The organism is Polymorphospora sp. A560 (assembly GCF_045781765.1).
GTDB lineage: Bacteria > Actinomycetota > Actinomycetes > Mycobacteriales > Micromonosporaceae > Polymorphospora > Polymorphospora lycopeni.
In genome coordinates this window covers 6,840,501-6,859,244 of the sequence record NZ_CP122282.1, presented here as the reverse complement: position 1 = coordinate 6,859,244, position 18,744 = coordinate 6,840,501, and the positions used below count along the sequence as shown (strand labels likewise).

Below are 18,744 nucleotides of genomic sequence, written 5' to 3'. Positions count from 1 at the left end.
AAGAAATCTATCAAGCATCAGCTTGTTTTCCGATCGACTCGTTAACGTGTAATCCGCGTTGATCCGCTCAGTTATTGGAGCCCTGGATCGAGAGAGGACGGAGCACACGGTGTCGAGTGTCCGCGAACAGGTAGCAGAGCTGTCCGATGAGGAGAAGCGTGCTCTCCTGGCCCAGTTGCTCGGCCAGGACGGCAACCGGGAAGGTGAGCGACTGCTGCCCCCGCAGCGTCGGTACTGGGTGTTGCACCAGGTCTCGCCACAGGTCCCCACCCATGTCGTACGCACCGTCGACGTGACGGGCGAACTGGACGTCAGCCGGTTGGAGCAGGCCTTCAACCTGCTGGTCGACAGGCATGAGCAACTACGCACGAGTTTCGTCAGCGTGGAGGGCCGGCCGGTGGCCGCGCTCGCCGACGCCGGCGCCGTACGGCCCGGCATCGCCACGTTCGAGGTCGGCGACGGAACCGCCGAGCCGGCGGAGGAGGCGCTGCACAAGGTGCGGGTCCGGGAGGCGGGCCGTCCCTTCGACCTGGACGTCGCCCCGCTGGCCCGGGTCGCCGTCGTACGGCGCACCGCCGACCACCACGAGGTGCAGCTCACCGCGCACCAGATGATCGCCGACGAGGTGACCGCCGACCTGCTGCTCGGCCAGCTCGCCGAGGCGTACGACGCGCTGTCGGCCGGCCGTGAACCGGCGGAGGCGCCGGTGGCGGCGTCGGTCACCGCGGTCGTCGACCGGCAGCGGAGCTGGCTCGGCACCGCCGCGGCCCGCCGCGAGATGGAGTTCTGGACCCGGCGGCTGGCCGCCGTGCCGAACCTCGACCTGCCGATCGACCACCCGCGTCCGCTCGACCGGATGCCGCTGCTCAAGGGTGCCCGCAGCACCGTGGAGCTGGGCCCGGAACTGGTCGCCGCCGCCCGCGAACTCGCCGCGGCGCAGGGCACCGACCTGTCGTCGGTGGCGATGGCCGGCCTGCTCGCCGTCGTGGCCCGCTACACCCGCGAGAAGGACATCGCCATCGGCATCCCGGTCGCCGGCCGCGACGACGCCGAACTCGCCAACACGCTCGGCACCCTGGAGAACACCGTCGTCGTACGCAGCGAGGTCGGCGCCGACACGACGCTGCGCCAGCTCGTCGACCAGGTGCACGCCAACACCGAGCAGGCCCGGGCGCACCAGCAACTGCCGTTCGAGCAGGTCGTGGCGAAGCTGCGCCCGGAGGCCGACTTCAGCCGCTCGCCGCTGCACCAGATCCGGTTCGTCGACAGCCAGCCGAAGTTCGACACCCGCGAGATCGGTGGTGCGAGCTGGCGGCTGGCGGACGTCGACAGCGGCCTGGCCGCCTTCGACCTGACCGTCTACCTGCGCCACACCGAGGACGGCCGGACGCTGCTGCACGGCGAGTACAACGCCGAGCTGTTCAAGTCCGAGACCATCGGCCTGTTCCTGGAGCACCTGACCACGCTGCTCACCCGGGCGCTGGCCGAGCCGGACCGGGGCTGCGCCAGCCTGCCGATGCTGTCGGAGGCCGAGACGGCCAAGGTGCTCACGGAGTGGAACGACACCGCGGTCGACTACCCCCGCGACGCCCTGCTGCACGACCTGATCACCGCGCAGGCCGCCCGTACGCCGGACGCGCTGGCGGTCATGGCCGGCTCGGACCGGATCACCTACCAGGAGCTGGACACGTGGTCGAACCGGCTGGCCCGGCGGCTGCGCGCCCTCGGGGTCGGCCCGGAGACGCTGGTCGGGGTGACCGCGAGCCGGAAGATCGGCACGGTCGTCGCGTTCCTCGGCGTGATGAAGGCCGGCGGCGGCTACGTGCCGATCGATCCGGACCAGCCCGCCGACCGGCTCAGCTCGCTGCTGGCCGACGCCGGCATCCGGGTGATGGTCGCCGCCGACGACCAGGCCGCGTTCCACCAGGAGGCGAGCGACGTGTGGGTCCGCCCGGACTCCGCCGACGTCGACGCGGAATCCGACGAGCCGCTGCCGAAGCTGGTCGACGCCGACAACGTCGCGTACGTCATCTACACCTCCGGCTCGACCGGCCGCCCGAAGGGCGTCGTCGTGCCGCACCGGCAGATCGTCAACTCGACGCTGGCCCGCGGCGGCTTCGGCCGCGAGGCGCCCGAGGCGTACGCGATCCCGGTGGCCCTGTCGTTCGACGCCTCGGCGGCCGGTCTCTACTGGACGCTGACCAGCGGCGGCCGGGTGGTGCTGCCCAGCGAGGACCAGGTGCGCAACCCGGCGCTGCTGGCCCGGCTGGTGCAGCACGAGCGGGTCACCCACATCACCCACATGCCGTCGTACTACCAGCTCCTGCTCGCCGCCGGCGGCCGTCAGCTGATCTCGCTGAAGGACATCTCGGCCGGTGGTGACGTCTTCCCGGCGCAGCTCGCCGTGGACCACTACAAGACCCTGCCATGGGCACACCTCTACAACGACTACGGACCCACCGAGGTCACCGTCTGGGCGACCGCCCAGCTCTCCACCGCGGAGGAGGACGGCGCGAGCGTCCCGATCGGGCGGCCGATCAACAACACCCGGGTCTACCTGCTCGACGAGCAGCTCAACCCGGTGCCGGTCGGCGTGCCCGGCGAGATCTACGTCGCCGGTGACGGGCTGGCCCGGGGCTACCTCGGCCAGGCCGGCGCGACCGCCGACCGGTTCGGACCCGACCCGTTCGCCAGCACCCCCGGCGCCCGCATCTACCGCACCGGCGACCTGGCCCGGCACCTGCCGGACGGCCGGCTGGAGTTCCTCGGCCGGGTCGACACCCAGGTGAAGATCCGCGGCTTCCGGATCGAACTCGGCGAGATCGAGAACGTGCTCCAGGGCCACGAGGGGGTGCTCAGCGCGGTCGCCGACGCCCGCCGCCACCCGACCGGCGACGACGCCGACCTGATCGCCTGGATCATCCCGGCCGACGCGGCCGCGCCGCCGTCGGAGACCGACCTGGTCGCGCACCTCAAGCGGCAACTGCCGCACTACATGGTGCCGGGCCAGATCGTGGTCTGCGAGGAGTTCCCGCTCAACGCGCACGGCAAGGTCGACCGCCGGGCCCTGCCCGACCCGGTCGCCACGCCGATCTCGCTGCCCAGCGGCGAGGTGCCGCGCCGGCGGATCGAGAAGGAGATCGCCGACGTCTTCTCCGAGGCGCTCGGTGTCGCCCGGGTCGGCCTGCACGACGACTTCTTCTCGTTCGGCGGCAGCTCGCTCCAGCTCTCCCGGGTCGGTGCCCGGCTGTCCAAGGCGTACGGCCTGGAACTGCCGCTGCACGCGCTGTTCAGCACGCCGACCGTCGCCGGGGTGGCGGCCCGCGTCGAGCTCTACGAGCGGGAGGGCTTCGAGGGTCTGAAGGCCACCCGGGACGCGGCCGACGACCTCGACCGCGAGTCGGAGCTGGACGAGACGATCACCGGCGAGAACCTGGCGCAGGCGGACTTCTTCGCCCCGAAGGCGATCCTGCTCACCGGCGCCACCGGCTACTTCGGCGTCTTCCTGCTCGACCAGCTCATCGACCAGACCGAGGCCGACATCTACTGCCTGGTCCGGGCCCGGGACGTACCGGGGGCGATCCGGCGGCTCAAGGAGACCTGCGCCCACTACGAGGTGCCGTGGGACGACCGGTTCGAGCGCCGGGTCAAGGCGGTCGTCGGTGACCTCGGCAAGCCGCTCTTCGGCCTGTCGCCGTCGATCTTCGACGACCTGGCCAAGCTGATCGACGTCATCTACCACAACGGCGCGCTGGTCAACTTCTCGATGCCGTACTCGGCACTGAAGGCGCCCAACGTGGACGGCACGGTCGAGATGCTCCGGCTGGCCTCGCGCTACAAGGCCAAGCAGGTGCACTTCGTCTCCACCATCGACGTCTTCATCGCCGGTCACATGAACCGGCCGTTCCTCGAGCGGGAGCTGCCGAGCCGTCCGCCGCAGGTGCCCTTCAGCTACCCGCAGAGCAAGTGGGTCAGCGAGAAGATCATCATGAAGGCCAAGCAGCGCGGCCTGCCGGTCAGCATCTACCGGCCGTCGATCATGATGGGGCACCCGAAGACCGGTGCCTGCCACGCGCAGAACTACGTGCTCACCGCACTGCGCGGCTTCCTGGAGTTCGGCATCCTGCCCGACTACCCGGAGTCGATGAACGCCATCACCCTCGACTACGCCAGCGCCGCGATGGTGCACGTGTCGCGGCAGGAGGCGTCGCTCGGCAACATCTACCACCTCTGGAACACCGAGGCGATCCCGCACAACGCGCTGTTCCCCTGGATCCAGTCGTTCGGCTACAAGTTCGACACCGTCGACTTCGACGAGGCCGTCCAGCTGGCGATCAACGCGGGCCCGGACCACCCGATCTACCCGATGGTCCCCGTCCTGCTGCTCTACACCAGCGGTGACGCCGGACTGGAGATGTCGATGGAGACCGAGGACGCCATCGACAACCGGTCGGAGTGCATCAACCTCCTCGACGGCATCAAGGGCACCGGCTACAAGCCCGCCCCGCTGGACGAGAAGTACATGCACGACTGCCTCGCCTACCTGGTCCGCCACGGCCAGCTCGACCCGCCGGAGGCGTTCCCCCGGCGGCGGTGACCCGGTGGCGCCTCCCCGTACCCCACCCGGGGAGGCGCCACCGTCACCCGCCAACGCCCCAAGACCGGCAGCGCGCGGTCACCCCGACCGCCGTACCCCCGAGGAGACGCACCGATGAGCACCGACACCGACCTGTCCACGTTCGCCGTCGTGGTCAACGACGAGGAGCAGTACTCGGTCTGGCCGGCCGGCCGTACCCTGCCCGCCGGCTGGCGGGAGACCGGGTTCACCGGGCCGCGCGGCGCCTGCCTGGCGCACGTCGACGAGGTCTGGACCGACCTGCGCCCGAAGTCGCTCCGGCAGCGCATGGGCGCCTGAATCCCCGATCCCGGAACCACTTGCGGAGGCAGGTAATGAGCAATCCCGAAGCCGGCCCGAAGCTGTCGGCGGCAAAGGCCGAGCTGCTGCGCCGCTGGCGCGCCGGTGAGTCGGTGGCCGGCACCCCGGCCGTCGCGGAGCCGACCATCCCGGCGTTCGGGACCGGGCCGGCACCGCTGACTCCGGCCCAGCACCGCCTGTGGTTCCTGGACCGGCTCTTGCCCGGCTCCGCCGCCTTCAACCTGAGCCACTGCGTCGCCCTCGACGGCCGGCTCGACCCGACCGCGCTGGACGCCGCGCTGACCGACCTGGTCGAGCGGCACGACGTCCTGCGTACGGTCGTGGCGACCGTCGAGGGTGAGGCGCGGCAGGTGATCCGCGACGAGGCCCGCCCCGTCGCCGAATGGGTCGACCTGACCGACCTGCCCGCCGACCGGGCCCGCGCGCAGGCGCTGGAGCAGGCCCGCGAGGCGGCCGACACCCCGATGGACCTCGCCACCGGGCCGCTGGCCCGGCTGGTCGTCTACCGGCTGCCCGACACCGACCTGATGCTGCTGGTGGTGCACCACGTCATCGCCGACGGCTGGGCGCTCGGCGTCGCGCTGCGCGAACTGTCCGGGCACTACCGGTCCCGGCTCGCCGGCACCGCACCCGCCGCCCCCGCGCCCGGCCCCCGGTTCGCCGACTTCGCCGCCTGGCAGCACGACACCGCCGGCGACCTGTCGACCGAACGCGACTACTGGCGCGACCGGCTGGCCGGGATGCGCGCCCCCGAACTCCCCACCGACCTGCCCCGCCCGCCGGAGTTCGGGTACGCCGGCGACTGGCGCCCGGTCAGCCTGCCGGAGCCGGTCGACCGGGCCGTACGCGACCTCGCGCGGGCCCAGGACGCCACCCCGTACCACGTGCTGCTGGCCGCCCTGACCGTGGTGCTGAACCGCTGGACCGGGCAGCGCGACATCGTCGTCGGCGGCGCGGTCACCGGCCGCGAACTCGGGCAGACCCACGGCATGCTCGGCAACTTCACCAACACGGTGGCGCTGCGCAACGAGGTGACCGCCGGCGCCACGTTCCGCGACCTGCTCGCCTCGGTACGCCTGAACACGCTGGCCGCCCTGGCCCACCAGCGGCTGCCCTTCGACCAGGTGGTCGCCGACCTGAACCTGCCACGCAGCGCCGCCCACGCCGGGCCGCTGCCGGTCACCTTCGTGCTGCAGCCCGGCGGCCCGGTACGCGACTTCGGCGGCCTCGCCGCCGAGCCGATCCAGCTCGGCTGGCGGACCAGCCGGGCCGACCTCGAACTGCACATGTGGGACCAGCCGACCCTGCACGGCGGGCTGGTCTTCCGCACCGACCTGTTCGAGGCGGTCACCGCCGACCGGCTGGCCGCCCGGCTCACCGCCGCCGTCGCCGACCTGGTCGCCCACCCCGACCTGCCGCTGGCCGAGCAGACGCTGCTGCCGCCGGACGAGCGCGCGGTGCTGGCCCGCTGGTCGGCCGGACCGAGCCGGCCCGCGCCGGCCGGGACGATCACCGAACTGGTCGCCGGGCAGGTACGCGCCCGGCCCGACGCGACCGCGGTCACCGGGGTCGGCGGCACCCTCGACTACGCCGGGCTGGCCCGGACCGCCGACCGGCTGGCCGCCCGGCTCGCCGCGGCCGGCGTACGGGCCGAGACCCCGGTCGCGGTCTGCCTGGAACGCGGCGCCGGCCTGGTCAGCGCCGCCCTCGGCGTGCTGCGTGCCGGCGGCTGCTACCTGCCGCTGGACCCGGCGTACCGGCCCGGCCGGCTCGCCGCCACCCTCGACGACGCCGGGGCGACGGTGCTGGTCTGCGCGAGCACCGACGAGGCGGCCCGGATCACCGCGGAGACCGGCCGGGAGCTGACCGTACTGCTCTGGCCGGAGCCGAACCCCGGCGCGGAACTTGCCGGGCCGGAATCGGACGCCGGCGCGGACGCGCCCGACACCTGGGAGCCGCCGGCGGTCGACCCGGACGCGCTGGCCTACCTGATCTACACCTCGGGCTCGACCGGCCGGCCGAAGGGCGTCGCGGTCACCCACCGGTCCGCGGTCAACTACCTGGTCTCGCTCGCCGAGGAACACGGCTTCGACGAGCGGACCGTGCTCGGCGCGATCGCCTCGCCCGCGTTCGACGCCTCGGTCGCCGAACTGTTCGGGCCGCTGTCGGTCGGCGGCACCGTCCACCTCGTCGACGCCGAGGACATGGTCGACGGCAACCGGCTGGCCAACGCCCTGCGGGCCGGCGCGGTTACCACGATCTCCGGCACCGCCACCGTCTGGCAGCTCCTGCGCGGCGCCACCGAGCAGGTCCACATCGACGCCCTCGTCGGCGGCGAGCGGGTCGGCGACGACCTGGCCCACTACCTGGCCACCACCCAGCGCTCGGCGTGGACCCAGTACGGCCCCACCGAGGCCACCGTCTGGGTCACCGTCACCCGGCTCGACCCGGACGGGCCGGTGTCGCTGGGCCGCCCGGTCCGCAACGTCACCTGTCACCTGCTGGACGAGGACCTGCAACCGGTCCCGATCGGCGCGGTGGGCGAGGTCTGCGTCGGCGGGGTCGCGCCGGCCCGCGGCTACGCCAACCGGCCCGGCCTGACCGCCGACCGGTTCGTGCCGGACCCGGCCGGCGAGCCCGGCGCCCGGATGTACCGCACCGGCGACTTCGCCCGCTACCGGCCGGACGGCACGCTGCAGTTCGCCGGCCGGCGCGACGAGCAGGTCAAGGTCCGTGGTTTCCGGATCGAGCTGGGCGAGATCGCCTCGGTCGCCGAACGGCACCCGGCGGTGGCCCAGGCCGCGGTCACCGTGTTCCCCGACCCGTCGACCGACGACCAGCTCCTGGTGGCGTACCTGGTGCGGCGGGCCCGGCCCGGCGACCCGGACACCGACCTGGTGCCGACCGTACGCCGGCACCTGCGCGACGCGCTGCCGGCGTACATGGTGCCGGACCGGTTCGTGGTGCTTCCCGAGCTGCCGGTGACCGGCACCGGCAAGGTCGACCTCAACGCGCTGCCGGCGCCGGCCGGCAACGTGCGCCGCACCGACGTCGCCTACGTCGCACCGCGCACGGCGCTGGAGATCGAGATCACCAAGGACGTCGAGGAGTTCCTGGAGATCGACCGGGTCGGCCTGCACGACGACTTCTTCGAGCTGGGCGGCCACTCGATCCGGGCCGCGCAGCTCGTGGTGCGGATGCAGGAGCGGTACGGCGTCGAGATCGTCATGCAGAAGCTCTTCGCCTCCCCGACGGTGGAGCACCTGGCCACGCTGATCTCCGCCGATCAGGACCGGCGCAAGCAGCTCGCCGACGAGCGCGAGGGGCTGCGCCGCATGGTCGGCGAGTTGTCGGACGACAAGCTCGACGGGCTGCTCGCCAGCCTGCTGGCGCAGCAGGGCCAGCGGCCGCCGGCCCCGTGACGGGCCGGCTTCCACCGGCGTCGTGACTTCGACCGCGTCCACCGGATCGTGACCTGGAGGAACCGATGCAGTTCGGCATGTTCTTCGAGCTTCAGCTGCCCCGGCCGTGGGCGGCCGACAGCGAACAGAACCTCATCAACAACGCCCTCACCTGGGCCGAGCTGGGCGAGGCCGCGGGCATCGATTACGCCTGGGCGCAGGAGCACCACTTCCTGGAGGAGTACTCGCACTCCACCGCCCCGGAGGTGTTCCTCGCCGCGGTCAGCCAGCGCACCACCCGGATGCGGGTCGGGCACGGCATCGCGCTGATGGCCCCGGCCTACAACCACCCGGCCCGGGTCGCCGAACGGGTGGCCATGCTCGACCTGGTCAGTGGCGGCCGGGTGGAGTGGGGGACCGGCGAGTCCAGCTCCCGGCTGGAACTGGAGGGCTTCCGCGTCAACTACATCGAGAAGCGGGCGATGTGGGCCGAAGGGGCCCGCGAGGCGGCCCGGATGATGGCCGCTGATCCCTACCCCGGCTACCGGGGCAAGTACTTCTCGATGCCGTCGCGCAACGTCGTACCGAAGCCGGTGCAGCGGCCGCACCCGCCGATGTGGGTGGCCTGCACCAACCGGGACACGTTGAAGATGGCCGCCCGGCTCGGCCTCGGCGCGCTCACCTTCTCCTTCATGGATCCGGGCGAGGCGCGTTTCTGGGTCAACGAGTACTACGAGACCTTCAAGCGGGAGTGCACCCCGATCGGGCAGACGGTCAACCCGAACGTGGCGATGCTGGCCGGCGTCATGTGCCACCCGGACGCCGAGGTCGCCCGGGCCCGGGGCCTGGAGGGGCAGCAGTTCTTCAAGTGGGCGCTGGCGCACTACTACCGGTTCGGCGCCCACGTACCCGGCCGGACCAATCTCTGGGAGGAGTTCAAGGCCAGCGAGCCGGAGCCGATGGCCGGGCTCGGCGGGGTCAACGACCCGGCCGGCGCGCGCGAGCACTTCCGGGGGCTGGAGGAGGCCGGCGTCGACCAGCTCATCCTGTTGCAGCAGGGCGGCCGGTACGAGCACGAGCACATCTGCGAGTCGCTGGAGCTGCTCGGCACCTCGGTGCTTCCGGAGTTCGCCGAGCGGCACGCGATCCGCCAGGCGAAGAAGCAGGCCGAGCTGGAGCCGTACATCGAGCGGGCGCTGTCGCGGGTCACCCCGATCGAGGCGGCGCCGGACGAGGTCGTCGAGTCGTACCCACGGCTGTGGGAGCGCGAGGGCGTCACCAAGGAGCACGTCGGCACGCAGCGGGCGCTGGACGCGGCCTCGCTGTGGCGGCTGCACGTCGGCGGCTCCGGTGCCGGGCGCCGGGGGCCGGGCAATGGCTGACACCCTGGCCGCCCTGGTACGCGAGCGCGCCGACCGGCAGGGCGACGAACTCGCGTACTCGTTCCTGGCCGACGGTGAGCAGGAGCGGCACGACCTGACGTACGGGCAGCTCGCCGACCGGGCCGGCGCGGTCGCCGCGTTCCTGGCCAGGCGGGTGGCCCAGGGCGGCCGGGTGGTGCTGGTCTTCGAGCCCGGCCCGGACTTCCTGGTGGCCTTCTTCGCCTGCCAGCTGGCCGCGGTCGCGGCGGTGCCGGTGTATCCGCCGTCGCCGGCCAAGCCGCTGCCCGGTCTGGCCAACCTGGACCGGGTCGTCGCCGACTGCCGGGCCGAACTGGTGCTGACCAGTGCCGCCGGCGCGGGGTTCGCCGCCGCGGCCGGCGGGTTCGGCGGGCTGGCGGCGGTGCCGTGGACGGCCATGCCGGACGCCGAGGCGGCCGGGCGGGACGCCCTGGCACCGGCCGTCCGGGTGACCCCGGACGCGCTGGCCCTGCTGCAGTACACGTCCGGGTCGACCGGCACGCCGAAGGGCGTCATGCTGCGCCAGGAGCACCTGCTGGCGAACCTCGACTCGATGCACTGGTTCGTCGGCCGCCCGGCGACCGGCACGGTCGTCTCCTGGCTGCCGATGTACCACGACATGGGGCTGATCGGGACCGCGCTGTACCCGGTCTACCGGGGCATCCCGGGGCACCTGATGTCGCCGGTGCACTTCCTGCACCGGCCGCTGCGCTGGCTGCGGCTGATCACCCGGGTCGGCGCGACGATCAGCGGCGGCCCGAGTTTCGCGTACCAGTTGTGTGCCCGCCGGGTGGCCGCCGACGACCTCGCCGAACTCGACCTGTCCACCTGGGAGGTCGCGTTCAACGGCGCCGAGCCGATCAACGCCGAGGTGCTTACCACCTTCGAGACGACGTTCGCCCCGGCCGGGCTGCGTCCGGGCACCGTGGTCGGCTGCTACGGGATGGCCGAGGCGGCGCTGCTGATCACCGGCGCGCGGCGCGGCGACGAGCCCCGGATCCTGCGGGTCCGCGAGGACGGCCTCCAGGCCGGCAAGGCGGTCGCCTGCGCCGCCGACGAGCCCGGCCGCAACCTGGTCAGCTCGGGCCGGCTGCCGCCCGGACACGACGTGCGGATCGTCGACCCCGACGGCGGGCGCGAGCTGCCCGACGGGCAGGTCGGCGAGATCTGGTTCGCCGGGCCGAGCCTCAGCCACGGCTACTGGCGCAAGCCGGCCCAGACGGCGGCGGCGTTCGGCGCCCGCCTCGACGGTGCCGGTGCCGGCGGCTTCCTGCGCACCGGCGGTTTCCTGCGTACCGGCGATCTGGGTTTCCTGCGGGACGGGCAGCTCTTCGTCACCGGCCGGGTCAAGGACCTGCTCATCGTCCGGGGCCGCAACGTCTACCCGCAGGACGTCGAGGAGACCGCGCAGAACGTCGACCCGCGGCTGCGGCGCGGTGCCGGCGTCGCCGTCAGCCGTCCCGGCCGGTTCGGCGACGGGATCACGCTCGTCCAGGAGGTGTCCACCCGCGACCCGGAGCACCTGCGCCGGCTGGCCGGCGCGATCCGGGGCGCGGTGCTGACCGAGCACCAGGTGCCGATCGACGAGATCTACCTGGTGGTGCCGCGCAGTGTCGGCAAGACCTCCAGCGGGAAGCTGCGCCGGGCCGCGACCGCCGCCGCGGTACGGGCCGGCGACGTCGCCGTACTCCACCACGACGTCCATCCGGAAGAGCACGACGTCCACCCGGAACCGCACGACGTCCACCCGGAACCGCACGACGTCCATCCGGAACAGGAGGAGACCGAATGATCCCGGCCGAGCGGGCGGACGAGTTCCGGAACTGGCTGGTCGGGCGGATCGCCGCCCTCGCCGGCCGCCCGGCCGGCGACGTCGACCCGACCGACACCTTCACCGCGAACGGGCTGGACTCGGTGCGGCTGGCCCGCCTCGCCGAGGAGGCCGGCCGGGAGTGGGGCGGCACGGTCGACCCGGTGGTGCTCTTCGAGAACCCGACCGTCGACGCCGTCGTCGACCACCTGACCCGCCCGCCGCGTCCGGATCGGGGGGCGGCGGCACCGGCCGTCACACCGGACGGCGGGCCGGTGGCGGTCGTCGGGCTCGCCTGCCGGATGCCGGGTGCCGCCGACGCGGCGGCCTTCTGGGACCTGCTGCTCGCCGGCCGGCCGGCCGTCGGGCCGGTCCCGCCGGACCGCTGGTCGGCCGACCTCGTCGCGACCGACCCGGCCGAGCCGGGCCGGATGGTCAGCGGGTACGGCGGATTCCTCGACGACGTCGCCGGCTTCGACGCCGGGTTCTTCCGGATCACCGGGGCCGAGGCCGACGGCATGGACCCGCAGCAGCGGCTGCTGCTGGAGACCTGCTGGGACGCGGTGCAGGACGCGGCGGAACCGGCCGCCGGGCTGCGCGGCTCGGCGACCGGCGTCTTCGTCGGCATCTCCACCAACGACTACGCGCACCGGCAGATCGCCGACCGCGAGCTGATCGGCCGGCACACCGCGACCGGCAACTCGCTGGCCGTCGCGGCGAACCGGGTCTCGTACGTCTTCGACTGGCGTGGCCCGAGCGTCGCGGTCGACACCGCCTGCTCGTCGTCGCTGGTCGCCGTCCACCTCGCGGTCCGGGCGCTGCGGGCCGGCGAGTGCGACCGGGCGGTGGCCGGCGGCGTCAACGTGATCCTCGACCCGGAGCTGTCGATCGGGCTCAGCAAGGCCGGGATGCTCGCCCCGGACGGGCGCTGCAAGACGTTCGACGCCGAGGCCGACGGCTACGTACGGGGCGAGGGCTGCGGGGTCGTCGTGCTGAAGCGGCTCGCCGACGCGGTCGCGGTCGGCGACCGGATCTACGCGGTGATCGGTGGCAGCGCGGTCAACTCCGACGGCGCCTCGAACGGGCTGACCGCGCCGAACCCGGCCGCCCAGCGGGCCGTGCTGCGGGCCGCCTGGGCCGACGCCGGGACCAGTCCGGCCGCCGCCGGCTACCTGGAGTGCCACGGCACCGGCACCCTGCTCGGCGACCCGATCGAGGCCCGGTCACTGGCCGAGGTCCGGGGCACGGCCGTGCCGGCCGGCGGCCCGGCCGCCGACGACGCGGCGCCCGGCGGTCAGGCCGCCGACGGCGGGACGCCCGGCGGGGACGCGCCGCTGCTGATCGGGTCGGTGAAGACGAACATCGGGCACCTGGAGTCCGCCGCCGGCATCGCCGCCCTGATCAAGACGGTGCTCGCCGTGCACCACGGCACGATCCCGCCCAGCCTCAACTTCCGCCGCCCCAACCCGGCGATCCCGTTCGACGACTGGGGGCTGCGGGTGGTCACCGAGCCGACCCCGTGGCCGGCCGGAACCCGGTACGCCGGGGTGAGCGGGTTCGGCTTCGGCGGCACCAACGCGCACGTCGTGCTGACCGCCGCACCCGCCGTACCGGCCCCGGCGGCGCCGGCCGGACCGCTGGTGGTGCCGCTGACCGGCCGCAGCCCGGCCGGGCTGGCCGCGCTGGCCCGGGAAACCGCCGAACTGGCCGCGGCCGGACCCGAGCCGGCCCGGCTGGCGGCGCTCGCCGCGACGATGGCGACGAGGCGCACCCGGCACCGGCCGTACCGCCTGGCGGTCGCCGCCGAACCCGCCGACCTGGTGCCGGCGCTGCGCGCGGCGGCCGACCGGCTCGCCCGGCCCGGTGACCCGCCGGTGGCCGCGCCACCGGCCGCGCCCGCCGTCTGCCTCGTCTTCTCCGGCCAGGGCGGCCAGTGGGCCGGGATGGGCCGCGAACTGCTCGCCACCCAGCCGCTCTTCCGGTCCACGATCCGGCGTTGCGACGAGGCGGCGGCCGACCTGCTCGACTGGTCGATCGAGGAGGCGCTGGCCGGCGACCGGCCCGCCGACCTCGACGACACCGCCGTCGCCCAGGTGCTGATCGTCGCCGTCCAGCTCGGCCTGGCCGCGGTGTGGGAGTGCTTCGGCGTACGCCCCTCCGCCGTGGTCGGCCACAGCGTCGGGGAGATCTCGGCGGCCGTCGTCGCCGGGGCGCTGTCGCTGCCCGACGGGATCGCCCTGGCCGTGCGCCGGGGCGCCGCCATGGGCCGCGGTGGGCCGGGCGCGATGCTGGCCGTCGGGCTCGACCCCGACACCGCCACCGCCCGGTACGGCGACCGCGTCGACCTGGCGGCGGTCAACAGCCCGGGTTCGGCGGTGCTGTCCGGCCCGGCCGCCGACCTCGACGCGATCGCCGCCGAGTTGGCCGGCGAGGACGTCTGGACCCGCCGGCTGCCGGTCGCGTACGGCTTCCACAGCCGGCTGATGGACGGCGCGGCCGCCGAGCTGGCCGGGCTGCCGGCGCCGCCGGTCCGCGAACCCGGTGTCCCGTTCTTCTCCACCGTGCTCGCCGGCCGGATCGGGGTCGCGGAGCTGACCGACGGCTACTGGGCGAGGGGCGTACGCGCCCCGGTCCGGTTCGCCGACGCGGTCACCGCGATGCTCGCCGACCCGGCCGTGGCCGGCGGTGCGGTGCTGCTGGAGGTCGGCCCCCGGCCGGTGCTCGGGTCGGCGCTGCGCCGGACCGCCCCCGCCACCCCGGCGGTGTCCACCGTGGATGGTGAGGACGGCCAGTGGCTCGGTGTGCTGCGGGCCGCCGCCGACCTCTACCGGTACGGCGTCGAGGTCGACTGGCGGCACGTCTACCCGGACCGGCAGCCGGTGGTGAGCACCCCCGGCCACCCGTGGGACCGCACCCGGCACTGGATCGAGCGCCGGTCGCCGGGCCGGACCTCCCCGGTCGGGCTGCTCGGCGCCCCGGTCGACCTGGCCGACGCCGGTGGCCGCCGGATCTGGCAGGCCGAGATCGACCCCCGGCTGCTGCCGTCGCTCGCCGACCACCGGGTCGGCGGCACCGCCGTGTTCCCGGCCGCCGGCTACGCCGAGATCCTGCTGCGGGCCGCCGAGGCACTGGACGCCGACCTGGTGCCGGCCAACCTCGCCTTCGTCCGGCCGCTGCCGGTCGACGGGCGCGTCCTGCTCCAGTGCACCGTCGACGAACGCGACGGTGGGCGTACGGCCACCGTGCACGCCCGGCCGGTCGACGGGACCGGCTGGCAGGTGCACGCCACCGCCGACCTGCTGCCCCGGGGCGCGGCCCCGGCCCGGCCGGACCTCGACGCGGTGCGCGCCCGCTGCCCGCACCCGGTGCCGACCGACGCCCTCTACGCGGCGCTCGCCGGGCGGGGCCTGTCGTACGGTCCGGCGTTCCGGGGGGTGGCCGACGTGCTGGCCGGCGAGAACGAGGCACTGGCGGCGCTGACCGTGCCGGCCGCGGACCCGGCGACCCGGCGGGCGCGGCTGCTCGACGCCGCCTGCCACGCGGTCGCGGCCACCGTCGCCGGCCGGTCGGTCGGCGGTGACGCGCCGGTGCTGCCGGTCGCCGCCGGCGAGCTGACCTGGTGGGGCGAACCCGACGCCGTCACCGACGTCCTGGCCACCGTCACCGAGGCGGGGCCCGCCGGCCTGGTCGCCGACGTACTGCTGCTCGGTGACGGGGCGCCGGTCGCCCTGCTGCGGGCGCTGCGGCTGCACCGCACGGCGGCGCCGGACGCCGCCGCGCCGGACGGGCTGCGCCACTACCGGCTGCTGTGGCGCGAGCAGCCGGCCGAACCGGTGGCCGGCGACCCGGGTCACTGGCTGGTCCTGGCCCCGCCGGCCGGACCCGGCCTCGACCTGGCCCGCAAGCTCGCCACCGACGCCGACCGGATCGAACTGGTGGTGTGTGCCGCCGATCCGGCCCGGGCGGCCGGGGAGACCTGGCTCGACCCGACCTCGCCGGCGGACTTCGCCCGGCTGATCGACCGGGCCGGCCCGGACCTCACCGGCGTGCTGCACCTGCTGGCCGTCGACGACGACCCGGCGGCCGGCCGGGCCGGCGGCGGGGACCCGGCCGCTGCCGGTGGCCCGACGGACCTCGACCCGGTCGCCCTGCCAGTGGAGTCCGCCCTGCACCTGATCCGGGCGGTCACCTTCGCGGCCGCGGCCCGCCCGCCCCGGCTGGTGCTGGCGACCGTCGGCGCCCAGCCGGTCGGCGACCGGCCGGTGACCGCGCCGCTCGGCGCCACCCTGTGGGGGCTGGCGAAGACGCTGCCCATCGAGCACCCGCTGCTGCCGCTGGTCTGCGTCGACCTGGACCCGGCCGGCGACCCGGTGCCCGCGCTGCGCTCCGAACTCGCCGCCGCCGGCCCGGACGCCGAGGTCGGCTACGCCGGCACCGCCCGCCACGTACGGCGGATCGTCGCCGAGCGGCCACCGGCCGGTGCGCCGCTGCGCCTGGACCCCGAGGCCGTCTACCTGGTGACCGGCGGCACCGGCGCGCTCGGCCTCCAGGTGGCCGGCCGGCTGGCCGACCGGGGCGCCCGGCACCTGGTGCTGGTGTCCCGGCACGGCGCGGACGGGCCGCTGCCGGCGACCCTCACCGACCGGTGCGACGTACGGGTGGTCCGCGCCGACGTCGCCGACCGGGGCGCCCTGGCGGCCGCGCTGGCGCCGGTACGCGACACCGGCCGGCCGCTGCGCGGGGTGGTGCACGCCGCCGGGCTGCTCGACAACGGCGCGCTGCTCGACCTCGCCCCGGCGCAGGTGCGCGCGGTGCTGGCGCCCAAGGTTCTCGGCGCGACCCATCTGCATGAGCTGACCGCCGCCGACCCGCTGGACTGGTTCGTGCTGTTCTCGTCCGCGGCCGGTGTCCTCGGCTCTCCCGGGCAGGCCAACTACACCGCCGCCAACGCCTGGCTCGACTCGTACGCCCACCACCTGCGCGCCGCCGGGCGGGCCGCCGTCTCCGTCGGCTGGGGACCGTGGGCCGACGCCGGGATGGCCGCCGAACACGAGGACAGCCTCGACCGCGAGCTGCGGGTCGGGGCCAGCGCCATCCTGCCGGCCGCCGGCCTCGACGCGCTGGAGGCGGCGATCGCCGCCGGCCTGCCGCAGCCGGTGGTGCTGCCGTTCGACCTCAGCGACCTGGTGCAGTTCTATCCCTCGGCGACCGGCCGGTCGTTCCTGTCCGAGATCACCACCGCCGACGCCGAGGCGTTGCACTCGATCGGTACGCCGACCTCGGTGCGGCCGGACCTGGCCGTGCCGTACGTCGCCCCCCGCGACGAGGTGGAACGGCGGATCGTGGCGATCTGGCAGAAGTCGATGGGCATCGAACCGATCGGCGTGCACGACCGGTTCTTCGAGCTGGGCGGCGACTCGGTCCTGGCCAACCAGATCCTCGTCGAGGTCAACCGGGTGCTCGGCGTACGCATCCAGCCGGACGGGGCGTTCACCGACTTCACCGTCGAACACCTGGCCCGGATGGCGCAGGAGCAGGTGCTCGCCATGCTCGACGGCCTCACCGAGGACGAGGCCGTACGGCGTCTGGAGGACGCCCACCCGGAAGGAACCACCCGATGAACGATCAGTCCGATCCGGTGCTCACCCGGCACCCGCTACCCACCGCCCCCGCCGCCCCGGCCGCCGCGCCCGTACCGCCGGCGTCCGGGGCCGCCGTGACCGAGCCGGCCGCCGCGCCGGCGGGTACCGGCCAGCTGCGCCCCAACGCCGTCGGCGCACACCACCTGGTGTTCTTCGTCGTCTCCTCGGCGGCACCGCTGACCGGCATGGCCGGGTTCATCGGGCTCGCCTTCATCCTCGGCGGGATCGTCGTACCGTCCGGGTACCTCATCGCCGGCATCACGTACGCGGTCTTCGCCGTCGGCTTCACCGCGATGAGCCGCCACATGCGCAACAGCGGCGCCTTCTACGCCTACATCACGGCCGGCTTCGGCCGGACAGCCGGCGGCGGCGCGGCGGTGCTGGCGTACGTCGCGTACGCGCTGGGCCAGGTCGGCTTCGCCGCGGCGGCCGGCGTCTTCACGTCGCTGATGCTCGACGCCGTGGCCGGCCTGACCGTCTCCTGGCAGGCGTGCGCGCTGGTGTCCGGGCTGGTCATCGCCGCGCTGTCGTACTCGAAGGTGACCATCGGCGCCCGGGTGCTGGCCGTGCTGCTGACCCTGGAGATCGGCATCCTGTTCGTGATGGCGGTCTTCGTGCTCGCGCAGGGCGGCCACGAGGGCCTCTCGTTCGCCAGCTTCAACCCGGTCAACCTGGTGACGCCGTCGATCGGTGTGCTGTTCGTCATCACGTTCATCATGTTCATCGGCTTCGAGCAGACCGCGATCTACAGCGAGGAGGCCCGCGACCCCCGCCGCACCGTGCCCCGGGCGACCTACTGGTCGATCGGGGTGCTGACGGTGACCTTCACGTTCATCTCCTGGGTCATCCTGATGGCGGCCGGCCCGAGCCGGCTGGAGTCGCTGCTCGCCGGCGACCCGTCCAGCCTGATGTTCAACCTGAACGACGAGTTCGTCGGCGAGGCGATGACGGCGGTCATGCAGATCCTGATCGTCACCAGCTTCTTCGCCTCGGTGCTCGCCTTCCACAACGCCGGCAGCCGCTACCTGTTCTCGCTCGGCCGCGAGGGCATCCTGCCGGCGGCCCTGGCCCGCACCGGCGGCCGGACGAAGACGCCCAGCGTCGCCGGGATCGTGCACACCGTGCTGGTGATCGGCCTGCTGGCCGGCTTCGGGCTGACCTCGCTCGACCCGTACACGCAGATCATCGCCTGGACCAACGCGCCGACCCTGGTCGGCGTGATCGCCCTGGAGATCGCCACCAGCCTCGCGGTGATCCGCTTCCTGGGCCGGTCCGGCACCGGCGAGAGCCGCTGGCAGCGGCTGATCGCGCCGGCCCTGGCCACCGTGCTGCTCGGCGGCGCGCTCGGGCTGATCCTGTGGCAGCTCGGCCTGCTGACCGGGCTCGGCTACGCCGGCAACGCCCTGGTGCTCAGCCCGCTGCTGGTCGGCTTCGTCGCCGGGGCGGTCCGGGCCCGCCGGGTGGGCCGCGACGGCGGGGTCGGTGACCTGATCCCGGCCCAGCGCACCGGCTCCGGCAGCTGAACCCGAAACGGCGGGGCGGGACGGTTCAACCG

The 18,744-nt window shown here is 74.3% G+C and carries 7 protein-coding genes; all 7 read left to right on the top strand.

All coding sequences use genetic code 11. From position 1 onward, the window contains the following. Positions 1-109 precede the first annotated feature (109 nt). Complete coding sequence (locus tag QCD66_RS30855) at positions 110-4,597, top strand: amino acid adenylation domain-containing protein (RefSeq protein WP_375735236.1); 4,488 nt, start codon at positions 110-112, stop codon at positions 4,595-4,597. Between the two features lie 114 nt (positions 4,598-4,711). Next, positions 4,712-4,915, top strand: coding sequence for an MbtH family NRPS accessory protein (locus QCD66_RS30850; RefSeq protein WP_212826898.1), 204 nt, complete (start codon positions 4,712-4,714; stop codon positions 4,913-4,915). A 35-nt stretch (positions 4,916-4,950) separates the two neighbouring features. Beyond that, entirely contained in the window at positions 4,951-8,358 is a 3,408-nt protein-coding gene (locus QCD66_RS30845) for an amino acid adenylation domain-containing protein (protein WP_375735237.1), read from the top strand. Positions 8,359-8,423: 65 nt separating this feature from the next. Then, on the top strand, positions 8,424-9,719 hold the full coding sequence (locus QCD66_RS30840; protein WP_364218378.1) for an LLM class flavin-dependent oxidoreductase: 1,296 nt from the start codon (positions 8,424-8,426) through the stop codon (positions 9,717-9,719). Then, positions 9,712-11,529 carry a fatty acyl-AMP ligase gene (locus tag QCD66_RS30835; protein ID WP_375735238.1) on the top strand — a complete coding sequence of 606 codons (1,818 nt, stop codon included), beginning with the start codon at positions 9,712-9,714 and terminating at the stop codon, positions 11,527-11,529. Before QCD66_RS30840 ends, QCD66_RS30835 begins: the two co-directional genes overlap by 8 nt. After that, a complete protein-coding gene (locus QCD66_RS30830; protein ID WP_407566891.1) occupies positions 11,526-17,168 on the top strand; it encodes an SDR family NAD(P)-dependent oxidoreductase in 5,643 nt (1,880 codons plus the stop codon). The genes QCD66_RS30835 and QCD66_RS30830 overlap by 4 nt, the downstream gene beginning before the upstream one ends. Continuing rightward, positions 17,165-18,712, top strand: a complete 1,548-nt coding sequence (locus QCD66_RS30825; RefSeq protein ID WP_364218384.1) for an APC family permease — start codon at positions 17,165-17,167, stop codon at positions 18,710-18,712. Before QCD66_RS30830 ends, QCD66_RS30825 begins: the two co-directional genes overlap by 4 nt. The last annotated feature ends 32 nt before the right edge of the window (positions 18,713-18,744 follow it).